This window comes from Acinetobacter sp. 102 (assembly GCF_037028485.1).
GTDB lineage: Bacteria > Pseudomonadota > Gammaproteobacteria > Pseudomonadales > Moraxellaceae > Acinetobacter > Acinetobacter higginsii.
Map to the genome: position 1 here is coordinate 84,236 of NZ_JAZEZK010000001.1, position 18,336 is coordinate 102,571.

Sequence of the window (18,336 nt, forward strand, 5' to 3'; positions counted from 1 at the left end):
GAATCCGATCTTAAAGCAGGCTACTCCATCTTTTCCGTCTATTTATAGCATAACTGGTTCGATCTCAAAATGTTATTTTAATCACATAATAATCAGCGCTAGTCTAAATTCACCTATAGTTATTGGTTCACTCGATATTCACTACTATAACCAGAGTTCAATAGTATTTACTTCTGCACAAAATAAGCACCCTAAGGTGCTTATTTTTTCTTTAAGCTTCGCTAGCTATACCAGCCAAATAATTTAAAGCTATAAGGGACATAGGCAATGATCAGAATTGCAGGCACCATCACCAGTAATGGTAAAATCCAGCGCTCATAGCGATAGAAAAAGGATTGATGGCGTACTTCGGCATCCGCCTCTGCCACTTCAGCATCCCCAATCGACTGTCTCGCCAATAAGTGATTCAATGCAACTGGCGGCGTGACATACCCCAGTTCAAAACCAATTAATGCAATCATCCAGAAGTGCACAGGATCAATGCCATACTGATAAGCCACGGGCGCAACGGTTGCAGTAATTAAAATCACTGCCCCAAATGGGTCCATAATCATCCCCACAAAAATCATCAACAGCACGATCAGCGTGATCACCACATAGGTGCTATTAATATCTTGCGGGAAAGTTTCCATGATATGAATCTGTTCAAGGAAACCTCCGACACTCACCGAAAGTGCCATGAGGATCACCAAAGCCCCAATATGTCCAACGGTCTCACTGGTCGATGCATGTAATGCTTTACCGAAAGAAACACGGCGCACAGGATTCCTCGGATCATCTGCTGGGTTGATTGGCGCAGCACGTTGAGAGCCATCCGCAGGAATGGTGTAACTGTTCAAAGTACTGTCCCAATGCCCAACGGGTGCTAAGGGTGCAGGTTCTTTACGCAATTTATCAAAGAGCACCATCAGCAATAAAATCACTGGCATCATTACAGGTGCGGTAAATTCATTCAGATCTGTCGCTAGAGCATGTTTATAGAACAACCAGATCAGAATGAAAATTACGATATAAGGTGATACAGGCACAAATGCACGTAACGACTTGGGCAAGGCAATTTTGAGTGGTGCAACTCTAAATTTCTGTTCGGCAAAAAACAGTGCAATCACCAAGAATAAAGTTGAGGTTAACAAGAAGGTGTACATGCCATATTGATACAGCAGGTCAGTGGTCACTTCTTTATTCAGAGATGCGACAACCACAATCAATAGACATGGACGAAGCACGACCCCAAGCGAACCAGACAGTGCCGTTGCAGCCAAAGCAAATTGGCGACGACCACCTGCATTCCAGACTTCTTTATAAATAATTGCACCTGCAGCAATCACGAAAATACCTGAAGCACCGGTATAGGCCGTTGGTAATGCTGCTGCAATTAAGATCAACCAGGTTAATGTTTCAGGGGCAAGATTCCACGGACGCAGAATATTCAGGAATAAATCGACAATCCGCGTCTGTTTTAACAACATCCCCGCCCAAATAAACAGGGCCAGATTTAAGAAAATACTCGAGAACTCAACCAACTGCCCCAAATAAATTCCTTGTCCCATTGGATAGGCCATAAAGAAGGTAAAGGCAACCCCCGTGATAATCGCCATATAGGCATAAAGTGGCACGCTTAGAAAGGCTAAACCAACACTCCCCCCTTCTCGGGTTGGCGTAGGCGACTTAATCAACTGATACAGACTAATCAAGGTCAGTACCGCAAATAAGATCATCCATAACCAATAAATCAGCGTCATTTCTGAGCTGATCGGAACACCAGAATTCATCACAGATCGATATTGACTCATCACCGATGAGGTCAATAAACCATTTCCAATCAGCATCGCAATGCTATAGATACGGAAATCAATTTTCGTCGCTGGGCTGCGCAAACCAATATGATGGGTCTTTAATGTGGCACTGATGGCCGCAAACACCACCATAATCACCAAGAATAAAGCACGGTTTTCTGTACCAAATTTAAAGATGCCAAAGAAGCTGGTTTCAATCTGACGATAGGTCCGCACACTCGGATGTGCCTCGATATGCATCATTGCCTTATCATAAAATTGATATTTTTCATTACATTGCTGCTGTGCTGCCATCAAGGAAGCGCGTACATCTGATTCCGAAGCCACGCCAAACATACTGGCAAATTCATCGGCTGCATTAATCCGCATCTGCTCTTGAACTTGTGCATCGATATTGGGATTTCGGTCACAGGTGGGTTTTTCTGGTTCGGCACGAAGGAATGAATACTGCATTCCAATCGCAGGATCACCATATAAACGTTCGCCCATACGTAATAACTGACCATGGATCATCTCTCCAGTACCAATAATCAGTGTCATGAGTAATAAGAAAAGGATAACAAAGGTTGATATCCACTCGGTCCAAATATAACTCAATAGACCTAATCCAGTTTTTTTCTGTTGATTATGCTGCATATCTATTCCAGTTTATTGTGATCAACACCCCTCCGAAGATGCTGAATCTTGCAATGTACATGGTTGATAGAGAATACATTTATTCCCTGTATAACCAATCCCTCTGTACCCACTGAATTTATTATTAAGCGTCTTAATCAAATGATCATGTTGTTGTCGTTTTTATCTTTTTTATCAGTAAATAACCTAAACCACAGAGCAGTCCACCAATCGCACCAATCAAATGTGCTTCGGTCAGGACTGGACTGCCAATTAATTGAGCAGTCCCTGTTTGCCCAAAGGTATTCTCCCAAATCAGTTTTGCCGCAATCAAGGCTAAGACCAAAATTGCAAATTTTCGCTCATTCTTATATTGCACATACACCACACCGACTGCAGCATAAAGACCATGCAAGACCCCTGAAAGCCCAGCATAAGCATCAATATAAGGTAGGTAGAAATAAAAAATTAAACTAATAAAGGGAGGTAACACGAGCAATAATGCACCTAAATGCCAATTGCGAACATGAGGAAAAATAAAAGGTAAACAGGCAAAAGCCATCATATTCAGTAGAAAGTGAACCCATCCTACATGAACCCAATGCGCAGTCCATAAGCGCCAAAACTCGGTGAGTAAACTTGGACGCCAATAAATAAAATGATCAGCAAAAACTTGTAGACAAGCCGATATGGAAATACATATCGCAATCAAAATAATTTTACTTACCCATATTTGATCTTTCATAGGCTGACCGCCTCCTAAAAAAACAGACCTTTTACAAGTTTAGATAGTTCATCTGTAAAAGGTCGTTTAATTCAGGTTACTCCGCTGGAGTTTCTTGTGCTGGTGCCGCCTGGTCTGATGCTGGTGCAGCTTGATCCTGCGCAGGTGCTGCTTCACCACCGTCAAACAACGAATCCAACTCAGCTGAGCTTTCTTGTTTGTCATCCCAGAATGAAGTTAAGCCTTCGTCACTGGCTCTTACACCTGTATTTTCAGTCCAATAACGATCTGCGATACCACGAACCATCAAACCAGCCATTTTATCAATCAATCGGAACTGTGGATTTGCTGGTTTATCTTCACCTGTTGCCGCAGCATATGAACGGAAAGCATCGCGTAGCTTGGCATCATCACCACTGGCCTGTGCGGCAACGGCATATAAAGCATGTGCTAAACGAACACCTTTCTTCTCACCAATGGCCATAGACTGCTTCATGGTGGCATACGGTTCAGGCTTACCGTCACCAGCACCTGGTAATAAGGTCCAGATGACTGCACGGGTTGCCATTGGTGCACCCCAGAATTTTTCATTGTCTAAACAGGCCATACCACGCTCAACAATACCTGCGATATCCTTAGGGACATTAATCGCACCACCAGAGTTGATATCGTTGGTCATGGCTTGCAGACCACTCACCATACCGAGTAAATAAACAGTTTGATCGAGGTCATTACGCATGGTTGGGCATGAATCGCCTAACTTATATTTGTATTTAGTTTCCCAACGATTCGCAAAAAGCTGATAGCCCGCATATTGACGTTCGGCCGCAATTCCCGCCCAACGTTTCTGTTCAATACGCGCATCTTGTGCTTCTGAAACCTGACCTGCTTTAGACGCACGCAGGTAACGCAACTCTGCTTCTAAGGCTTGGTTCTCAGCACAAACGCCCGCTGCGGTATATAACAATACCGCCATGCGAGTTGGATCAGCACCCATATCTTTGGTTGACATCACGGCAGGGGTTAAAGCATTCCCTGAGTTACACACCATTTCAGCATCATCCATTGCTAAAATTGGTGGAACAATATGGTTTTCACCAAAACCAAGTGCAACATTCGCACCCGTTTTAATCACATATGAACATCCTGATAGCATTGATGTTGTCAATACAGCAACCGCCACACCTTGTCCAATTTTTTGGAGTTTAGACATACTTCCTGTCCCTCTAATAATTTGTTTTTTCCTTTTAGCTGTACATTATCAGATGCATAACCTGAATTAAAGAGTAATTGCTCTAATTTTAACCTAGACATTTTGACACAAATCACAGAGGAATGAATTGACACTTAAGCGGCTGAACAGAAATTTCAGGCAAAAAAAAGTAGCATTGCGACGGTTCAGCACATGCTACTTATTAACTGGTAAAATCGTGAAACTCTTTATATTTTAGTTTTGTTGAAAATAATCCTTGAGTAACGTTCCAGCTCTTCCTACAACAATCGCCATAACGATTGCAATTACTAGAAACATCCACATTGAAATCTCCATAGAGACCTCCTACACTTACGTATCTACTTTTGATAGATACTAGATTGGCGTTCACCATCGATATTCACGGGAGAGTGATATATTGATGACACTTTCAATCTCTTTCTCTTGGTCACGACAACTTGACGTGATTCAAGAAATTCCCTGAGTAAAGTTCCTGCTCTTCCTACTACAATCGCAAAAATGATTGCGACCACCAGAAACGACCATGTTGGAATTTCCATTTAGGACCTCCACCACCCTTTACGTTGGTGTTTGTACTTTAACGAAAATAAATCGGACTTGATCGTCAGATTGTCTGACAATCATAATTTTCACTATTTTTTAGAGTATTTAATCTAACAATTTAAACAAGACAAACCTTAATTTTAATTAAATTATTGAAATTTATATTCTTATTAATTTTATACAGTTGTAGAATTGTCGAACAATCATCCCAGTTTTGCGCGTAATTTTAGCTTTTTCCATTGCGAATATGACAATTGATCCCACCAAATAATGCAATTTTTATGCTTTTCCTGAGAAAAATAGAGCGCGATATAAAGTTGGTGATCTAATATTTTGATGATCTGTCTACGCTGGATCTTTAATTTGGGGTCATAAAATTCGAACGAACATTCTTGATGATCCAAGTATTCAAAACGTCTAATTTGAGGTCGTTTCAAAAATAAAAACCAAGCAAAGCCCATCATGCCAAAGCACAGTAGCCAAATCCATAAGGTAAGTAAGGAATAGGTTAAACTAAGGATGGCAATGAAAATCAAGAGCTGCAATATCATCGCAAAACGACTGCGTTGCAGCTCGAAAACACCATTAGCCATGGACATAGTGTTTTAATTTTAAAATAAAATCTTTTAATTCTGCACGAGGTGGTTCCCCTACCTCCATAAACCAATCCAATAAATCTGGATCTTCTTGATCAACCAACTCGGCAAATAATGCCTTTTCAGCAATATCAGCTGTCAGGTAGTGGTTTTTAACATAAGGATCAAAATACACATCGATTTCTTTTAAACCGCGACGCGCACGATACACAACCTTACGCTCTTCCAGTGTCATTTCATCAGACATTATTGGCTCCGCAATGCAACAATTTTTCCATAGTGTACCCGATCTCCCCGATGAAGTTCTGAGAGATTTTTCTCAAGTGACCAAATACATCAATCAAATTGAGCATTGATCACATTGTTCACTATTTTCAATTTCTTGTATGGTGATGAAGATGATTTAAATCCAACACACTAGGGAAAAATAACAAATGCAATCAGGTGCTATTCGTCCAATTCCAAACATGCTGCCACGCAAACTGTTTACTTCAGACCATGAAGCATTCCGTGAAACCGTGCGTAAATTCTATGAGAAAGAAGTTGTTCCTAATATTGAAAAATATGAAACACAACAACATGTAGATCGTGACTTATGGAATAAGGCAGGTGCACTTGGCTTACTTTGCACGACCATGCCAGAACAATATGGTGGCTCAGGTGTCGATCGTCTCTACAGTATGATTCTGATCGAAGAACAAGCCTATGCCATGGATTCAAGCACGGGCTTCTCTTTGCATTCAGATATTGTTGCCAACTATATCAACAACTTCGGCAATGAAGCGCAAAAGCAACACTGGTTACCAAAAATGGCAACAGGCGAAGCCGTCACAGCGATTGCGATGACTGAACCTGGTACAGGTTCCGACCTACAAGCAGTTCGCACGACTGCCGTATTGGATGGCGATGAATATGTCATCAATGGTTCTAAAATCTTTATTACCAATGGCTATCTTTGCGACATGGCGATTGTGGTGTGTAAAACAGGCAACAATGAAAAAGGCTCAGCCAATTTATCCTTACTGATTGTAGAAGCGGATCGTGCTGGTTTCAGCAAAGGTAAACCTTTGAACAAAATTGGGATGAAAGGCCAAGATACCTGTGAATTGTTCTTTGATAATGTCCGTGTGCCGAAAGAAAACCTATTAGGTATGGAAGGCATGGGATTTATCATGTTGATGAAAGAACTCGCTTGGGAACGTATGCTGGTCGCAATTATCTGTCAAGCAGGTGCTGAAGCAGCCTTTGCACATACCGTGCAATACACCAAAGATCGTAAAGCATTCGGCAAAGCCATTAGTACCTTCCAGAATACTCGCTTTAAACTGGCGGAATTGCGCACTGAAATTGATTTCTGTCGTACCTATCTCGATCGCTGTATGGAACTACAGCTTGAAGAAAACTTAGGTGTGGATGCGGCCGCAGCTGCGAAATACAAAATTTCCGACATGTTCTCAAAAGTTGTAGATGACTGCTTACAACTACATGGTGGTTATGGTTATATGCTGGAATATCCAATTGCCCGTGCTTATATCGACAACCGTGCCAATCGTATTTATGCAGGTACCAATGAAATTATGAAAGAACTCATTTCTCGTACCCTCTAAATAGCAATACAACAAAGGGATCGTGCCCGATGCACGATCGCTTTTTTATTTATTTCGATTCAGGTTTTTCAGTCGTTTGAACGGGCTGCGGATTCATTCTTGCCATTAGCTGCTTAACTTTTGGATTCTCAATATATTGTTGCATGGTGGTATTCAGTGCAGTACGTGCATTTTGTGTGGTGAAATGTGCGACTTCACTGCCAACATCACTGGCTTTCTTTGCCCAAGCCTTACCTTCTACAGATTGATAAAAGGTCAATGCAGCTTGTAACTCTTTCTGGCTAAAACTTTCCACATAACGTTGCACGATAAATTGCTTACGCTGTTCACTATTCAGATTTTTGCTCAAATCGGTATAAAAACTTTCAGGTAAGTCTTTTGGCAAACGCATACGAATTTGCTCTAAAATCATTTTATCGGTGTTTTGCAAACCTTGTTCAGTCCCGTCAACAGATACCAGCTTTTGCGCAATGACTTCTTTTTGTTTTGCATCATCGGCAAACACCAATGTACTGAATAATAATGTCCCTAAGATGATGATTTTTTTCATCGTATTATCCCTAATCAAAATTTTCTAATGTGCTCAATATACGCGATATTGATCGAATTTAAAGCCCGATTGCAAATAAAAAACCCCATGCTTATGCATAGGGTTTTTTAATAAATTCAATAAATAATTACGACACTAGCTTTGGCTTACGATCGACTTGCTCACCACGTTTATGGAATTGCAGGACCACGTCATTGAATGATGCATCTTTCAATTCTTTACGATCCGCAAGATAGTTATTGGTGATTTTCCACGGTGCTTTTTTACCTTGCTTCGGCATTACATCTGCTGCACGTGCAATATAACCAGAAGACATTTTACCCATAATGGTATCTTGTTCACGCAATGCTGGATCCGCATGGGCAATGACTTCATCATAGCCATTTTTGTCCATATGATTCAGCAAACGACAGATATAATCCGCTGCAATATCAACCTTTAAGGTCCAAGATGCATTGATATAGCCAATGATCATTGCCATATTTGGTACATCACTGACCATCACACCTTGATATAGCATGTGTTGAGAGGTATCCATTGGCTTACCATCAATTGTGCCTTTCACGCCACCCAAGATTTGGATTTCTAAACCTGTTGCTGAAATCACAATATCTGCTTCAAGGTGTTTACCAGACTTCAATTGAATACCATTTGCCGTGAATTTTTCAATTTGATCTGTTTCAACATTGGCTTGGCCTTCACGTAATGCCTTGAATAAATCACCATCTGGTACGACACATAAACGTTGATCCCAAGGGTTATAGCTTGGTGTAAAGTGTTTCATATCCACCTTACCTTTCAACTGCAACTCAATACCTTTCAACAATAAGCGACGTACTGTTTTTGGATATTTTTGTGCTAATGCATAAATACCACGTTGCATACCAATATTACGTGCACGGGTAAATTTATAAGCGGTTTCCTCAGACATAAATTTACGCGTTTTTTCATAAATGAAGTCAATTGAAGGAATCGTCGCAATATAAGAAGGAGAACGCTGTAACATGGTTACATGCCCTGCACCGCCTTTCACCATTGAAGGAACAAGGGTAATTGCTGTTGCACCACTACCAATAATAACGACTTTCTTACCTGTATAATCTAGGTTTTCAGGCCAGTGTTGTGGGTGGATCAATTGGCCTTTGAAATCTTCTTGTTTTGGAAATTTCGGTGCATAACCTTGATCATAGTTGTAGTAGCCTGTGCAACCCATCACAAAATTTGCAGACCAAGTTTGCTTTTTCTTGTTACTGTCTTCAATTTCAACAGCCCATTTTTTCTTTGCAGAATCGTAGTTTGCAGAAAGGACACGATGACCAAAATGAATTTTATCTTTTAACTGATTTTCACTGATCACATCGCTTAAATAGCCCTTGATCTCAGCACCGCTTGCCAATACTTTATCTTTTGCCCATGGTTTAAAATTAAAACCAAACGTTGACATATCCGAGTCAGAACGAATACCAGGGTAACGGAATAAATCCCAAGTCCCACCAAAGCTATCACGACGTTCTAAGATTTCGAATTTACGTTGTGGACAGTTTTTCGAGAGATGCACAGCTAACCCAATCCCAGAGATACCTGCACCAATAATTAATACATCAACTTGCTTTTCCATTTTTTTTATACCCTGTATAAACCATGACTTTATTAAAGCACAAATTTGACAATACGCAATGTCAAGTTTGGTCATTCATCGGTTTTTTCATATCACTTCGGGACAATTTTAGAAAAAAGAGTGCTAAAAAATCCTGAGATTTCTGCTTGGATTTCGTTCAGTAGAGGGTTTGCTTTCGTAGATGAATAAAATTATCTGTACTCACTGAATACTTATAAACATGCTTTATTCAATATCTACAGGGAGACAACTTTTAAGGAAAAAGCTCAGGATAAGAGATGATGTAGAAATAGATGTATTAGCAATTTTAGATCATAGCTTTAATTTCAAATAGAAAATGCCATTTATATCCTAGAATAAAAATAGCTTCATCAAAAGCTCATCTATATATTCTGCGTTATTTTTCAAGGCTTTTGATTCCACTCCATAAGTTTGAAAACCAAACTTTTGATATAGCTTAATTGCTGGCTGATTATCATCAGCGACAATAAGTAAAATTTGTTCTAGATATTCTTTGCTATGTTCAATAACAGTCCTGAGTAATCTATCTGCCACCCCCTGTCTTTGAAATTCAGGTTCAATAAATACACTTGATAAATAAGCCTTATGAGCAAGCTTTGTTGCGACCTCTCGGGTTAAAGTCGCTGAACCAATAATTTTATCGTTGTAGTAAACGCCAAAAACTGTTGAACTAGATAAGCAATTTTCAAAGAAACTTAATGGCTTTACCGCTTCTATACGATAAGTAGAACCAAACATTTCAGGGGCTTTTGCTAAAGCTGAAAGCCTGATCGTTCTAAAGTCATTCAGCTCATTCACACTTAGAATTTTAATCTCAATATTTAGCATACTTGTCTATTTGAATTTTTATAAGAACGCGACTTAATTTAGCATATCAACCAGTTGGCCAAACACAGATTAATTAAAAAGATAAATAAAAAAGGCCGGTTATTACACCGGCCTTTTTTGGAACAACTGACTGTTCTACACGTAGAAGTATTATTTTACTTCACGGTCAACGAGTTCAACGTAAGCCATCGGTGCAGCATCACCTGCACGGAAGCCCGCTTTAAGAACACGAAGATAGCCGCCGTTACGTTCTTTGTAACGAGGGCCAAGAACGGTAAATAATTTACCAACAGTTGCTGCAGAACGAGTACGAGCAAACGCTAAACGACGGTTTGCTACTGTATCGTTTTTTGCCAAAGTGATTAAAGGCTCAGCAACGCGGCGAAGTTCTTTCGCTTTAGGTAAAGTTGTTTTAATTAACTCGTGCTCAACTAAAGCATTTGTTAAATTTTGGAACAACGCCTTACGGTGGCTGCTGGTACGGCCTAATTTCACACCACTATTACGATGACGCATGGTGATAGTCCTACTTAATTAACGGCTACGATAGGCAAAACGGTCATCCATACGGAGACTAGCTGGTGGCCAGTTCTCTAAACGCATGCCGAGTTGTAAACCTTTCGAAGCCAAAACATCTTTGATCTCTGTTAACGATTTTTTACCTAAGTTAGGAGTTTTTAACAACTCAACTTCAGTACGTTGAACAAGATCACCAATGTAGTAAATATTTTCTGCCTTCAAACAGTTAGCAGAACGAACAGTTAGCTCGAGATCATCTACTGGACGAAGCAAGATTGGGTCAACTTCTTCGCGAGGCTCTTGAGCAACAGGAGTTTGATCTTTCTGAAGATCAACAAAAATTGCAATTTGTTGTTGCAAGATTGTTGCCGCTTTGCGGATTGCTTCTTCTGGATCAACAGTTCCGTTAGTCTCAAGATCAATCACTAACTTATCAAGATCGGTACGTTGTTCAACACGAGCATTTTCTACTGTGTATGAAACACGCTTAATTGGGCTATAAGAAGCATCTAACTGTAAACGACCTACAGGACGTGTTTCACCTTCAGGGAAACGTGAGTCAGATGTTTCATAACCACGACCTTGAGAAACTTTAAGGCGCATTTTCAATGAACCTGTAGAACTCAAAGTACCGATTAAATGATCAGGGTTAACCACTTCAACATTATGAGGTAAACGAAGATCAGCTGCAGTTACGTCACCCGCCCCTTGTTTCTCTAATGTCAAATATGCTTCGTTTTGATCGAACAGCTTAATAGACAATCCTTTTAGGTTCAGCAAGAGCTCGACGATGTCCTGCTGCAAGCCTTCTAAAGTACTGTACTCGTGCTCGACACCTTCTATTTCCACTTCAACCACAGCAGCGCCAGGTAAAGAAGACAATAGAATGCGACGTAAAGCATTACCTAGAGTATGACCAAAGCCACGCTCTAAAGGTTCCAGAATCACTTTTGCCGAGGTCCCGCTCACCGCTTCGACCTTGATCGCTTGCGGAGTTAGAAACTCGTTTGCAGTACGCGTCATTTATTGCTACCTCAAGGATTATTTAGAATACAATTCTACAATCAAGCTTTCGTTGATTTCAGCAGGTAAATCAGAACGATCTGGTGCAGCTTTAAACGTACCTTCTAACTTAGAATGGTCAATTTCCATCCAAGCAGGGATACCACGTTGAGCAGCTAATTCAATTGCGTTTTTAATACGTAATTGTTGTTTAGCGCCTTCGTGTACTGCAATTACATCACCAGCTTTAACTTGGATAGATGCAATGTTAACACGACGACCGTTCAAAGTGATGCTACGGTGAGATACTAACTGACGAGCTTCTGCACGTGTAGAACCAAAACCCATGCGATAAACAACGTTATCAAGACGGCTTTCAAGCAATTTCAACAAGTTTTCACCTGTTGCGCCTTTCACACGAGCAGCTTCTTTGTAGTAGTTACTAAATTGACGCTCTAACACACCGTACATACGACGTACTTTTTGTTTTTCACGTAATTGTAGTGAGTACTCTGATTGTTTGCTACCACGAGCTCCGCCATGTTGGCCAGGAGCTTTAGCATGTTTTTTAGTCTTAACGTCAAACGGTTTAACGCCAGATTTTAATTGCAGGTCTGTCCCTTCGCGGCGAGAGAGTTTGCATTTTGGACCAATATAACGAGCCATGAATGTTTCTCCTTACACGCGACGTTTTTTAGGTGGACGGCAACCGTTGTGCGGAATTGGAGTCACATCGGTAATGCTGTTAATTTTATAACCCACTGCACCTAATGCACGAACCGCAGATTCACGACCAGGACCAGGACCTTTTACAAGGACGTCCAAGTTTTTCAAACCGTAATCTAAAGCAGCTTTACCAGCAACTTCAGCAGCTACCTGAGCAGCAAACGGTGTTGATTTACGTGATCCACGGAAGCCTTGTCCACCTGAGGTAGCCCAAGCCAATGCATTACCTTGACGATCGGTAATCGTAACAATGGTGTTATTAAAAGAAGCGTGAATGTGTGCGACACCTTCAGAGACGGTACGAGTGACCTTCTTGCGTGCGCGAGTATCTTTAGCCATCTTTTAGCTTCCAGAAATCTTATTTCTTAATCGGTTTGCGCGGACCTTTACGGGTACGTGCGTTAGTTTTGGTGCGTTGTCCACGGACAGGCAAGCTGCGACGATGACGAAGACCGCGGTAGCAGCCTAAATCCATTAAACGTTTAATGTTCATGGAAATTTCGCGACGTAAATCACCTTCGGTCGGAACCTTAGCAACTTCTGCACGAATCGCATCAAGCTGAGCATCATCTAATTCACGGATCTTAGTAGTTTCAGCAATACCAACAGAAGCTAAGATATTCTTAGCAGTGTGGCGACCTACACCAAAAATATACGTGAGAGAGATAACAGCATGCTTGTTATCCGGAATGTTTACACCGGCAATACGAGCCATTCAATTTTCTCCAAAAAGGCAGTCAAGATAATCAACCGCCCCACAAAAATCTTGAGGGGCGGATAATAACCTAATTAGCCTACTGAAATCAACAGGTCTTAATTAAATTAACCTTGACGCTGCTTATGACGAGGTTCTGCGCTACAAATTACGCGAATAACCCCATTACGACGGATAACTTTACAGCTACCACAAATTTTCTTTACAGAAGCTTGTACTTTCATGATGAAACCTTCTAAGTGCGCTTATCCCTTAGGATGAGCAGTCGTTTTTCTCATTAACGTTTGATTATCATATTGATGCGAAGTAAGGTGCGCTTGGAGTTGCGCCATAAAGTCCATTACGACTACGACGACAATCAATAAAGATGTTCCACCCAAATGGAATGGAATACCAAACGAACTTTGCAATACCATAGGCATTAAACACACTACAGTAATGTAAATTGCACCAATGAAGGTCAAACGGTTAAGAATATGATCTAAATAACGAGCCGTTTGCTCACCTGGGCGGATACCAGGCACATATGCCCCGCTACGCTTTAAATTCTCTGAAACTTCTTTCGGGCTGAAAACTAGCGCCGTATAGAAATAACAGAAGAAGATAATTAACGCGCCAAAGAGCATTAAATACAACGGCTGTCCAGGCGATAACACCAATGCCAGATCTTGTAGGCTGCGCTTCACAATCCCTGCATTTGGATCAGCACTTCCTAACCATTGTCCCAAACTCGCTGGAAATAATAACAATGAGCTTGCAAAAATCGCTGGAATTACACCTGCCATGTTAATTTTTAACGGCAAATGTGTTTGCTGTGCAGTAAATACACGACGACCTTGCTGTTTTTGTGCGTAGTTCACTGGGATACGACGTTGTGCTTTTTCAATAAACACGATCGCAGCTAAAACGGCTAATGAGAGTAAACCGAATACAGCTAAACCAATTAAGCTACCCTGACCATTCTGTACAGACGTAAACGACTGAATCACAAGATTTGGCAAACCTGCCACAATACCTGCGAAAATGATCATCGAGATACCATTACCAACACCACGTTCGGTAATTTGCTCGCCCAACCACATCAAGAACATCGTCCCAGCAACTAACGAAGTTAGTGCTGGAACGTAGAATGCTAGGCCTGACGTTAAGGTAATACCTTGACTAATCAAGCCAGCACACATCCCTACACCTTGCACGAGTGCAAGAAATAAGGTGCCGTAACGCGTATATTGATTGATCTTACGTTTGCCTTGCTCGCCTTCTTTTTTCAAAGCTTCCAGCGAAGGAACTACCGTAGACATTAATTGCACGATAATCGATGCAGAAATGTACGGCATAATCCCCAACGCCAGAATCGACATGCGTTCTAATGCACCACCAGAGAACATGTTAAATAAACCTAAGAAGGTACCTTCATTAGCTTTAAAAAACTGTGCTAGCGCTACATTATCAATCCCCGGCAACGGAATATGCGCTCCTAGTCGAAAGACCAATAACGCGCCAATCAAAAACATTAATCGACGAATAATTTCACGGTATTTCACATGAAATGGTTGGCCTTTCATCATGTTTACATGACCTGAAGAACTAGGAGTCATAGACACTCGAGATTACTCCTCGACTTTACCGCCAGCAGCTTCAACAGCAGCTTTAGCGCCTTTAGTCAACACAACACCTTTAACAGTGAATGCGCGAGTGATTTCACCAGAAAGAACGATGCGAGCACGAATTTGGTCACGACGAACAACATTCGCAGCTTTTAAAGTTTCAAGGCTAACAACATCACCTTCAACTTTATTCAACTCAGACAAACGTACTTCAGCAGTTTTCAAAGCGATTTGGCTAGTGAAACCGAATTTAGGCAAACGACGATATAACGCAGTTTGGCCGCCTTCAAAGCCTGGACGAGTACCACCACTTTTACGTGAGTTTTGACCTTTGACACCACGGCCACCAGTCTTACCAACGCCAGAACCGATACCACGGCCTAAACGACGGTTATCACGCTTAGCACCTTCTGCAGGTGCAAGTTCATTTAAACGCAGAGTCATGGCTTATTCCTCTACACTAACCATATAGTAAACTTTGTTGACCATACCACGGTTAGAAGGCGTATCTTGCACTTCTACAGTATGACCAATACGACGCAGACCTAAACCTTTAAGGCAAAGTTTATGATTTTTTAAACGATGCGAAGAAGATTTAGTCTGGGTAACTTTAATCGTTTTCATGATTGATTACCCTTGAATTTGTTCTACTGAAAGACCACGTTTCGCAGCGACTTTCTCAGGAGAAGTCATATCACGCAAACCTTTGAAAGTTGCGTTTACTACGTTAGCAGCATTTGTAGAACCATAACATTTAGCAAGTACGTTATGTACACCTGCAGCTTCAAGAACAGCACGCATAGCGCCACCAGCAATTACGCCAGTACCTTCTGAAGCAGGTTGCATGTATACACGGCTTGCGCCATGACGAGCATTCACAGGGTGTTGTAAAGTAGTGCCCGCAAGGTCTACAGTAATCATGTTACGACGAGCAGCTTCAAGTGCTTTAGAAATAGCAGCTGGAACTTCACGTGCTTTACCACGACCAAAACCTACACGACCATTACCATCGCCCACAACAGTTAATGCTGTGAAAGAGAAGATACGACCACCTTTAACAACCTTGGCTACACGATCAACGGCAACCAGCTTTTCAACGAGACCTTCGTTTTGTTCAACTTTCGCCATGATTAGAACTCCAAGCCGCCTTCACGAGCAGCATCAGCCAAGGCTTTGATACGACCATGATATTTAAAACCAGAACGGTCAAATGCAACTTTGGTAACACCAGCTGCTTTAGCACGTTCTGCGATCAAAGCACCAACTTTCGTAGCTGCATCTACATTACCTGTAGTACCGCTACGTAAAGATGCATCTAAAGTTGAAGCTTGCGCTAAAACTTTTCCACCATCTGCTGAAATAACTTGCGCATAGATGTGACGCGGCGTGCGGTTTACACACAAACGAGTCGCACCCAATGCACGAATGTGCAAGCGTGTGCTTTTCGCACGACGCAAACGGGTTTGTTTCTTTTCGTTCATAAGAACCTCGCGCCTTATTTCTTCTTAGCTTCTTTACGAAGAATAACTTCATCCGAATAACGAACACCTTTACCTTTATATGGTTCAGGAGAACGGTATGCACGGATTTCCGCTGCCACTTGACCTAACAACTGCTTGTTTGCTGACTTCAAAATGATTTCAGTCGCAGTTGGAGTTTCCGCTGTTACACCTTCAGGTAAAGCGTAGTCAATCGGGTGTGAGTAACCAAGGTTAAGGTTTACAGAAGTACCCTTAACCGCAGCTTTATAACCAACACCAACAAGCTGTAACTTACGTTCGAAGCCTTCGCTAACACCTTTTACAAGGTTGTTCAATACAGCGCGAGCAGTACCAGCCTGCATCCAAGCGTCTTTCGACTCTTTAGCTGGAGCAAGTTGAAGTTTACCTTCTTCCTGTTTTAGCTCGACCAGCGCATGCAGGTTGAAAGACAATGTACCTTTGCTGCCTTTCACTTCGACCTGCCGGCCGTTCTGAGTAACTGTTACACCATTAGGTACAGTTACTGGGGCTTTAGCCACACGAGACATGAGGAATCACCTATTAAGAAACAAAAGCAATAACTTCACCACCAACGCCCGCAGCACGTGCAGCGCGATCAGTCATGATGCCTTTGCTTGTAGAAACAATTGCAATACCTAAACCTTGCTTAACGCTAGGAATTTTATCTTTACCGCGATATTGGCGTAGACCTGGACGGCTTACACGCTTAACGGTTTCGATAACTGGTTTGCCTTCGAAATATTTTAAAGTAATTGTCAAAGTAGATTTTGTTTCTTCAGAAGCAACTTCTACATTTGAAATATAACCTTCTTGTTGAAGTACGTTTGCAATAGCAACTTTCAACTTAGAAGAAGGCATAGAAACAGTTTGTTTCTTAGCCATTTGTGCGTTACGAACACGTGTTAGCATGTCGGCAACGGTATCTTGCATACTCATTTAGTCGCTCCTTACCAGCTTGCCTTAACAACGCCTGGTACATCACCCTGCATTACTGTGTCACGTAATTTGTTACGGCTTAAACCGAACTTACGGAAGTAACCATGAGGACGACCAGTTAAACCACAACGGTTACGAAGACGTACTGGAGATGCGTTACGTGGCAATGCCTGTAACTTTAATGTCGCTTCGAAACGTTCTTCGTCACTTGCATTTACATTAGCAATCGTTGCTTTTAATTCAGCACGTTTTGCAGCGTATTTAGCAACTGTCTTTTCGCGTTTCAATTCGCGATTAATCATACCTTTCTTAGCCATATCGACCTCTTATTTGAACGGGAAGCCGAATGCACGCATAAGCGCACGGCCTTCGTCATCGCTACGAGCAGTTGTCGTAATAGTGATGTCTAAACCACGGATACGATCAATCTTGTCAAAATCGATTTCAGGGAAAACGATTTGCTCTTTTAAACCCATAGAGTAGTTACCACGACCATCAAATGATTTCGAAGAGAAACCACGGAAGTCACGGATACGAGGGATTGCGATCGAGATCAAACGATCCAAGAATTCGTACATTTGGTCGCCGCGTAAAGTAACTTTACAACCGATCGGCCAACCATCACGGATTTTGAAACCAGCGATTGATTTACGAGCAAGTGTCACAACTGGTTTTTGACCAGCAATGAGTTGCATATCAGCAACAGCGCCATCTAATAATTTCTTATCAGTTGCAGCTGCGCCTACACCCATGTTAAGGGTGATTTTTGTGATGCGAGGAATATCCATCACATTCTTAACGCTAAGTTCTTCTTGTAACTTTGCTTTAAGTTCGTCGTTGTAACGTGCTTTAAGTCTGGCCATTGCCTTTTCAACCTATTACTTCGCTACCGCCACTGATTCACCATTTGATTTATAAACACGAGTTTTCGCGCCATCAATCACTTGGTAACCAATACGGTCAGCCTTTTGGGTTGTAGCATTAAAAATTGCCACGTTTGAAATATGAAGCGTAGCCTCTTGAGTAACGATGCCGCCTTCAGCGCCAGTTACACGGTTTGGCTTTTGATGCTTCTTCACTAAGTTAAGGCCTTCGACCTTAACTCGATCTTCAGAAACTGACAAAACGATACCTTGTTTGCCTTTTTCTTTACCTGCGATCACAATTACTTGATCGCCTTTTTTAATCTTAGCCATG

The 18,336-nt window shown here is 41.5% G+C and carries 26 protein-coding genes; 1 reads left to right on the forward strand and 25 read right to left on the reverse strand.

Features of this window, described 5'->3' with window-relative positions; translation table 11 throughout:
• Window positions 1-221: 221 nt before the first annotated feature.
• From WA352_RS00370 to WA352_RS00395, 6 genes are all read right to left on the reverse strand, one after another.
• On the reverse strand, window positions 222-2,432 hold the full coding sequence (locus tag WA352_RS00370; RefSeq protein ID WP_033134248.1) for a TRAP transporter large permease subunit: 2,211 nt from the start codon (window positions 2,430-2,432) through the stop codon (window positions 222-224).
• Window positions 2,433-2,577: 145 nt separating this feature from the next.
• Entirely contained in the window at window positions 2,578-3,156 is a 579-nt protein-coding gene (rrtA, locus tag WA352_RS00375; protein ID WP_033134247.1) for a rhombosortase, read from the reverse strand.
• A gap of 76 nt (window positions 3,157-3,232) precedes the next feature.
• The gene (locus WA352_RS00380; RefSeq protein ID WP_004804142.1) at window positions 3,233-4,348 is read right to left on the reverse strand and encodes a hypothetical protein; all 1,116 of its coding nucleotides are present in this window, start codon (window positions 4,346-4,348) and stop codon (window positions 3,233-3,235) included.
• Window positions 4,349-4,707: 359 nt separating this feature from the next.
• On the reverse strand, window positions 4,708-4,908 hold the full coding sequence (locus tag WA352_RS00385) for a hypothetical protein (RefSeq protein ID WP_004804140.1): 201 nt from the start codon (window positions 4,906-4,908) through the stop codon (window positions 4,708-4,710).
• A gap of 207 nt (window positions 4,909-5,115) precedes the next feature.
• Window positions 5,116-5,505, reverse strand: a complete 390-nt coding sequence (locus WA352_RS00390) for a hypothetical protein (RefSeq protein ID WP_033134246.1) — start codon at window positions 5,503-5,505, stop codon at window positions 5,116-5,118.
• On the reverse strand, window positions 5,498-5,755 hold the full coding sequence (locus WA352_RS00395; protein WP_004804137.1) for an FAD assembly factor SdhE: 258 nt from the start codon (window positions 5,753-5,755) through the stop codon (window positions 5,498-5,500). Before WA352_RS00395 ends, WA352_RS00390 begins: the two co-directional genes overlap by 8 nt.
• Before the next feature lie 187 nt (window positions 5,756-5,942).
• Here WA352_RS00395 and WA352_RS00400 point away from each other — a divergent pair, with 187 nt between their 5' ends.
• Window positions 5,943-7,115 (forward strand): acyl-CoA dehydrogenase family protein, encoded by a 1,173-nt coding sequence (locus WA352_RS00400; RefSeq protein WP_033134245.1) that lies wholly within the window; start codon window positions 5,943-5,945, stop codon window positions 7,113-7,115.
• A gap of 49 nt (window positions 7,116-7,164) precedes the next feature.
• Here WA352_RS00400 and WA352_RS00405 read toward each other — a convergent pair whose 3' ends face one another.
• The 19 genes from WA352_RS00405 to rplX all read right to left on the reverse strand — a co-directional run bounded on the left by WA352_RS00405 (window position 7,165) and on the right by rplX (window position 18,335).
• Entirely contained in the window at window positions 7,165-7,665 is a 501-nt protein-coding gene (locus tag WA352_RS00405; protein WP_005201193.1) for a DUF2059 domain-containing protein, read from the reverse strand.
• A gap of 127 nt (window positions 7,666-7,792) precedes the next feature.
• A complete protein-coding gene (locus WA352_RS00410) occupies window positions 7,793-9,283 on the reverse strand; it encodes a flavin-containing monooxygenase (protein ID WP_004804131.1) in 1,491 nt (496 codons plus the stop codon).
• 351 nt (window positions 9,284-9,634) lie between these two features.
• Entirely contained in the window at window positions 9,635-10,132 is a 498-nt protein-coding gene (locus tag WA352_RS00415; RefSeq protein ID WP_033134244.1) for a GNAT family N-acetyltransferase, read from the reverse strand.
• Window positions 10,133-10,282: 150 nt separating this feature from the next.
• Window positions 10,283-10,648: a 50S ribosomal protein L17 gene (gene rplQ / locus WA352_RS00420; RefSeq protein ID WP_004641032.1), complete on the reverse strand. Its 366-nt coding sequence runs from the start codon at window positions 10,646-10,648 to the stop codon at window positions 10,283-10,285.
• 18 nt (window positions 10,649-10,666) lie between these two features.
• Window positions 10,667-11,674, reverse strand: a complete 1,008-nt coding sequence (locus WA352_RS00425; RefSeq protein ID WP_004804125.1) for a DNA-directed RNA polymerase subunit alpha — start codon at window positions 11,672-11,674, stop codon at window positions 10,667-10,669.
• Window positions 11,675-11,692: 18 nt separating this feature from the next.
• On the reverse strand, window positions 11,693-12,319 hold the full coding sequence (gene rpsD, locus WA352_RS00430) for a 30S ribosomal protein S4 (protein ID WP_004657698.1): 627 nt from the start codon (window positions 12,317-12,319) through the stop codon (window positions 11,693-11,695).
• A 12-nt stretch (window positions 12,320-12,331) separates the two neighbouring features.
• Window positions 12,332-12,718 (reverse strand): 30S ribosomal protein S11, encoded by a 387-nt coding sequence (gene rpsK / locus WA352_RS00435; protein ID WP_004281491.1) that lies wholly within the window; start codon window positions 12,716-12,718, stop codon window positions 12,332-12,334.
• 19 nt (window positions 12,719-12,737) lie between these two features.
• Window positions 12,738-13,094 carry a 30S ribosomal protein S13 gene (gene rpsM / locus WA352_RS00440; protein ID WP_005201198.1) on the reverse strand — a complete coding sequence of 119 codons (357 nt, stop codon included), beginning with the start codon at window positions 13,092-13,094 and terminating at the stop codon, window positions 12,738-12,740.
• A gap of 107 nt (window positions 13,095-13,201) precedes the next feature.
• Complete coding sequence (gene rpmJ / locus WA352_RS00445; protein WP_000867907.1) at window positions 13,202-13,318, reverse strand: 50S ribosomal protein L36; 117 nt, start codon at window positions 13,316-13,318, stop codon at window positions 13,202-13,204.
• A gap of 21 nt (window positions 13,319-13,339) precedes the next feature.
• Window positions 13,340-14,659, reverse strand: coding sequence for a preprotein translocase subunit SecY (gene secY, locus WA352_RS00450; protein ID WP_171248672.1), 1,320 nt, complete (start codon window positions 14,657-14,659; stop codon window positions 13,340-13,342).
• A gap of 45 nt (window positions 14,660-14,704) precedes the next feature.
• Window positions 14,705-15,145, reverse strand: a complete 441-nt coding sequence (gene rplO / locus WA352_RS00455; RefSeq protein ID WP_004804120.1) for a 50S ribosomal protein L15 — start codon at window positions 15,143-15,145, stop codon at window positions 14,705-14,707.
• A gap of 3 nt (window positions 15,146-15,148) precedes the next feature.
• Window positions 15,149-15,325 (reverse strand): 50S ribosomal protein L30, encoded by a 177-nt coding sequence (gene rpmD / locus WA352_RS00460; protein ID WP_004804119.1) that lies wholly within the window; start codon window positions 15,323-15,325, stop codon window positions 15,149-15,151.
• Window positions 15,326-15,331: 6 nt separating this feature from the next.
• Window positions 15,332-15,829, reverse strand: a complete 498-nt coding sequence (gene rpsE, locus WA352_RS00465; protein WP_004657688.1) for a 30S ribosomal protein S5 — start codon at window positions 15,827-15,829, stop codon at window positions 15,332-15,334.
• A gap of 2 nt (window positions 15,830-15,831) precedes the next feature.
• Entirely contained in the window at window positions 15,832-16,182 is a 351-nt protein-coding gene (gene rplR / locus WA352_RS00470; RefSeq protein ID WP_004775881.1) for a 50S ribosomal protein L18, read from the reverse strand.
• A gap of 14 nt (window positions 16,183-16,196) precedes the next feature.
• Window positions 16,197-16,730, reverse strand: coding sequence for a 50S ribosomal protein L6 (gene rplF / locus WA352_RS00475; RefSeq protein ID WP_004804118.1), 534 nt, complete (start codon window positions 16,728-16,730; stop codon window positions 16,197-16,199).
• Between the two features lie 13 nt (window positions 16,731-16,743).
• The gene (gene rpsH, locus WA352_RS00480) at window positions 16,744-17,139 is read right to left on the reverse strand and encodes a 30S ribosomal protein S8 (RefSeq protein WP_004804117.1); all 396 of its coding nucleotides are present in this window, start codon (window positions 17,137-17,139) and stop codon (window positions 16,744-16,746) included.
• An 11-nt stretch (window positions 17,140-17,150) separates the two neighbouring features.
• Window positions 17,151-17,456, reverse strand: coding sequence for a 30S ribosomal protein S14 (gene rpsN, locus WA352_RS00485; RefSeq protein ID WP_004641050.1), 306 nt, complete (start codon window positions 17,454-17,456; stop codon window positions 17,151-17,153).
• Between the two features lie 9 nt (window positions 17,457-17,465).
• The gene (gene rplE / locus WA352_RS00490) at window positions 17,466-18,002 is read right to left on the reverse strand and encodes a 50S ribosomal protein L5 (protein ID WP_004804116.1); all 537 of its coding nucleotides are present in this window, start codon (window positions 18,000-18,002) and stop codon (window positions 17,466-17,468) included.
• Window positions 18,003-18,017: 15 nt separating this feature from the next.
• Window positions 18,018-18,335, reverse strand: a complete 318-nt coding sequence (gene rplX, locus WA352_RS00495; protein ID WP_004804115.1) for a 50S ribosomal protein L24 — start codon at window positions 18,333-18,335, stop codon at window positions 18,018-18,020.
• Window position 18,336: the final 1 nt, after the last annotated feature.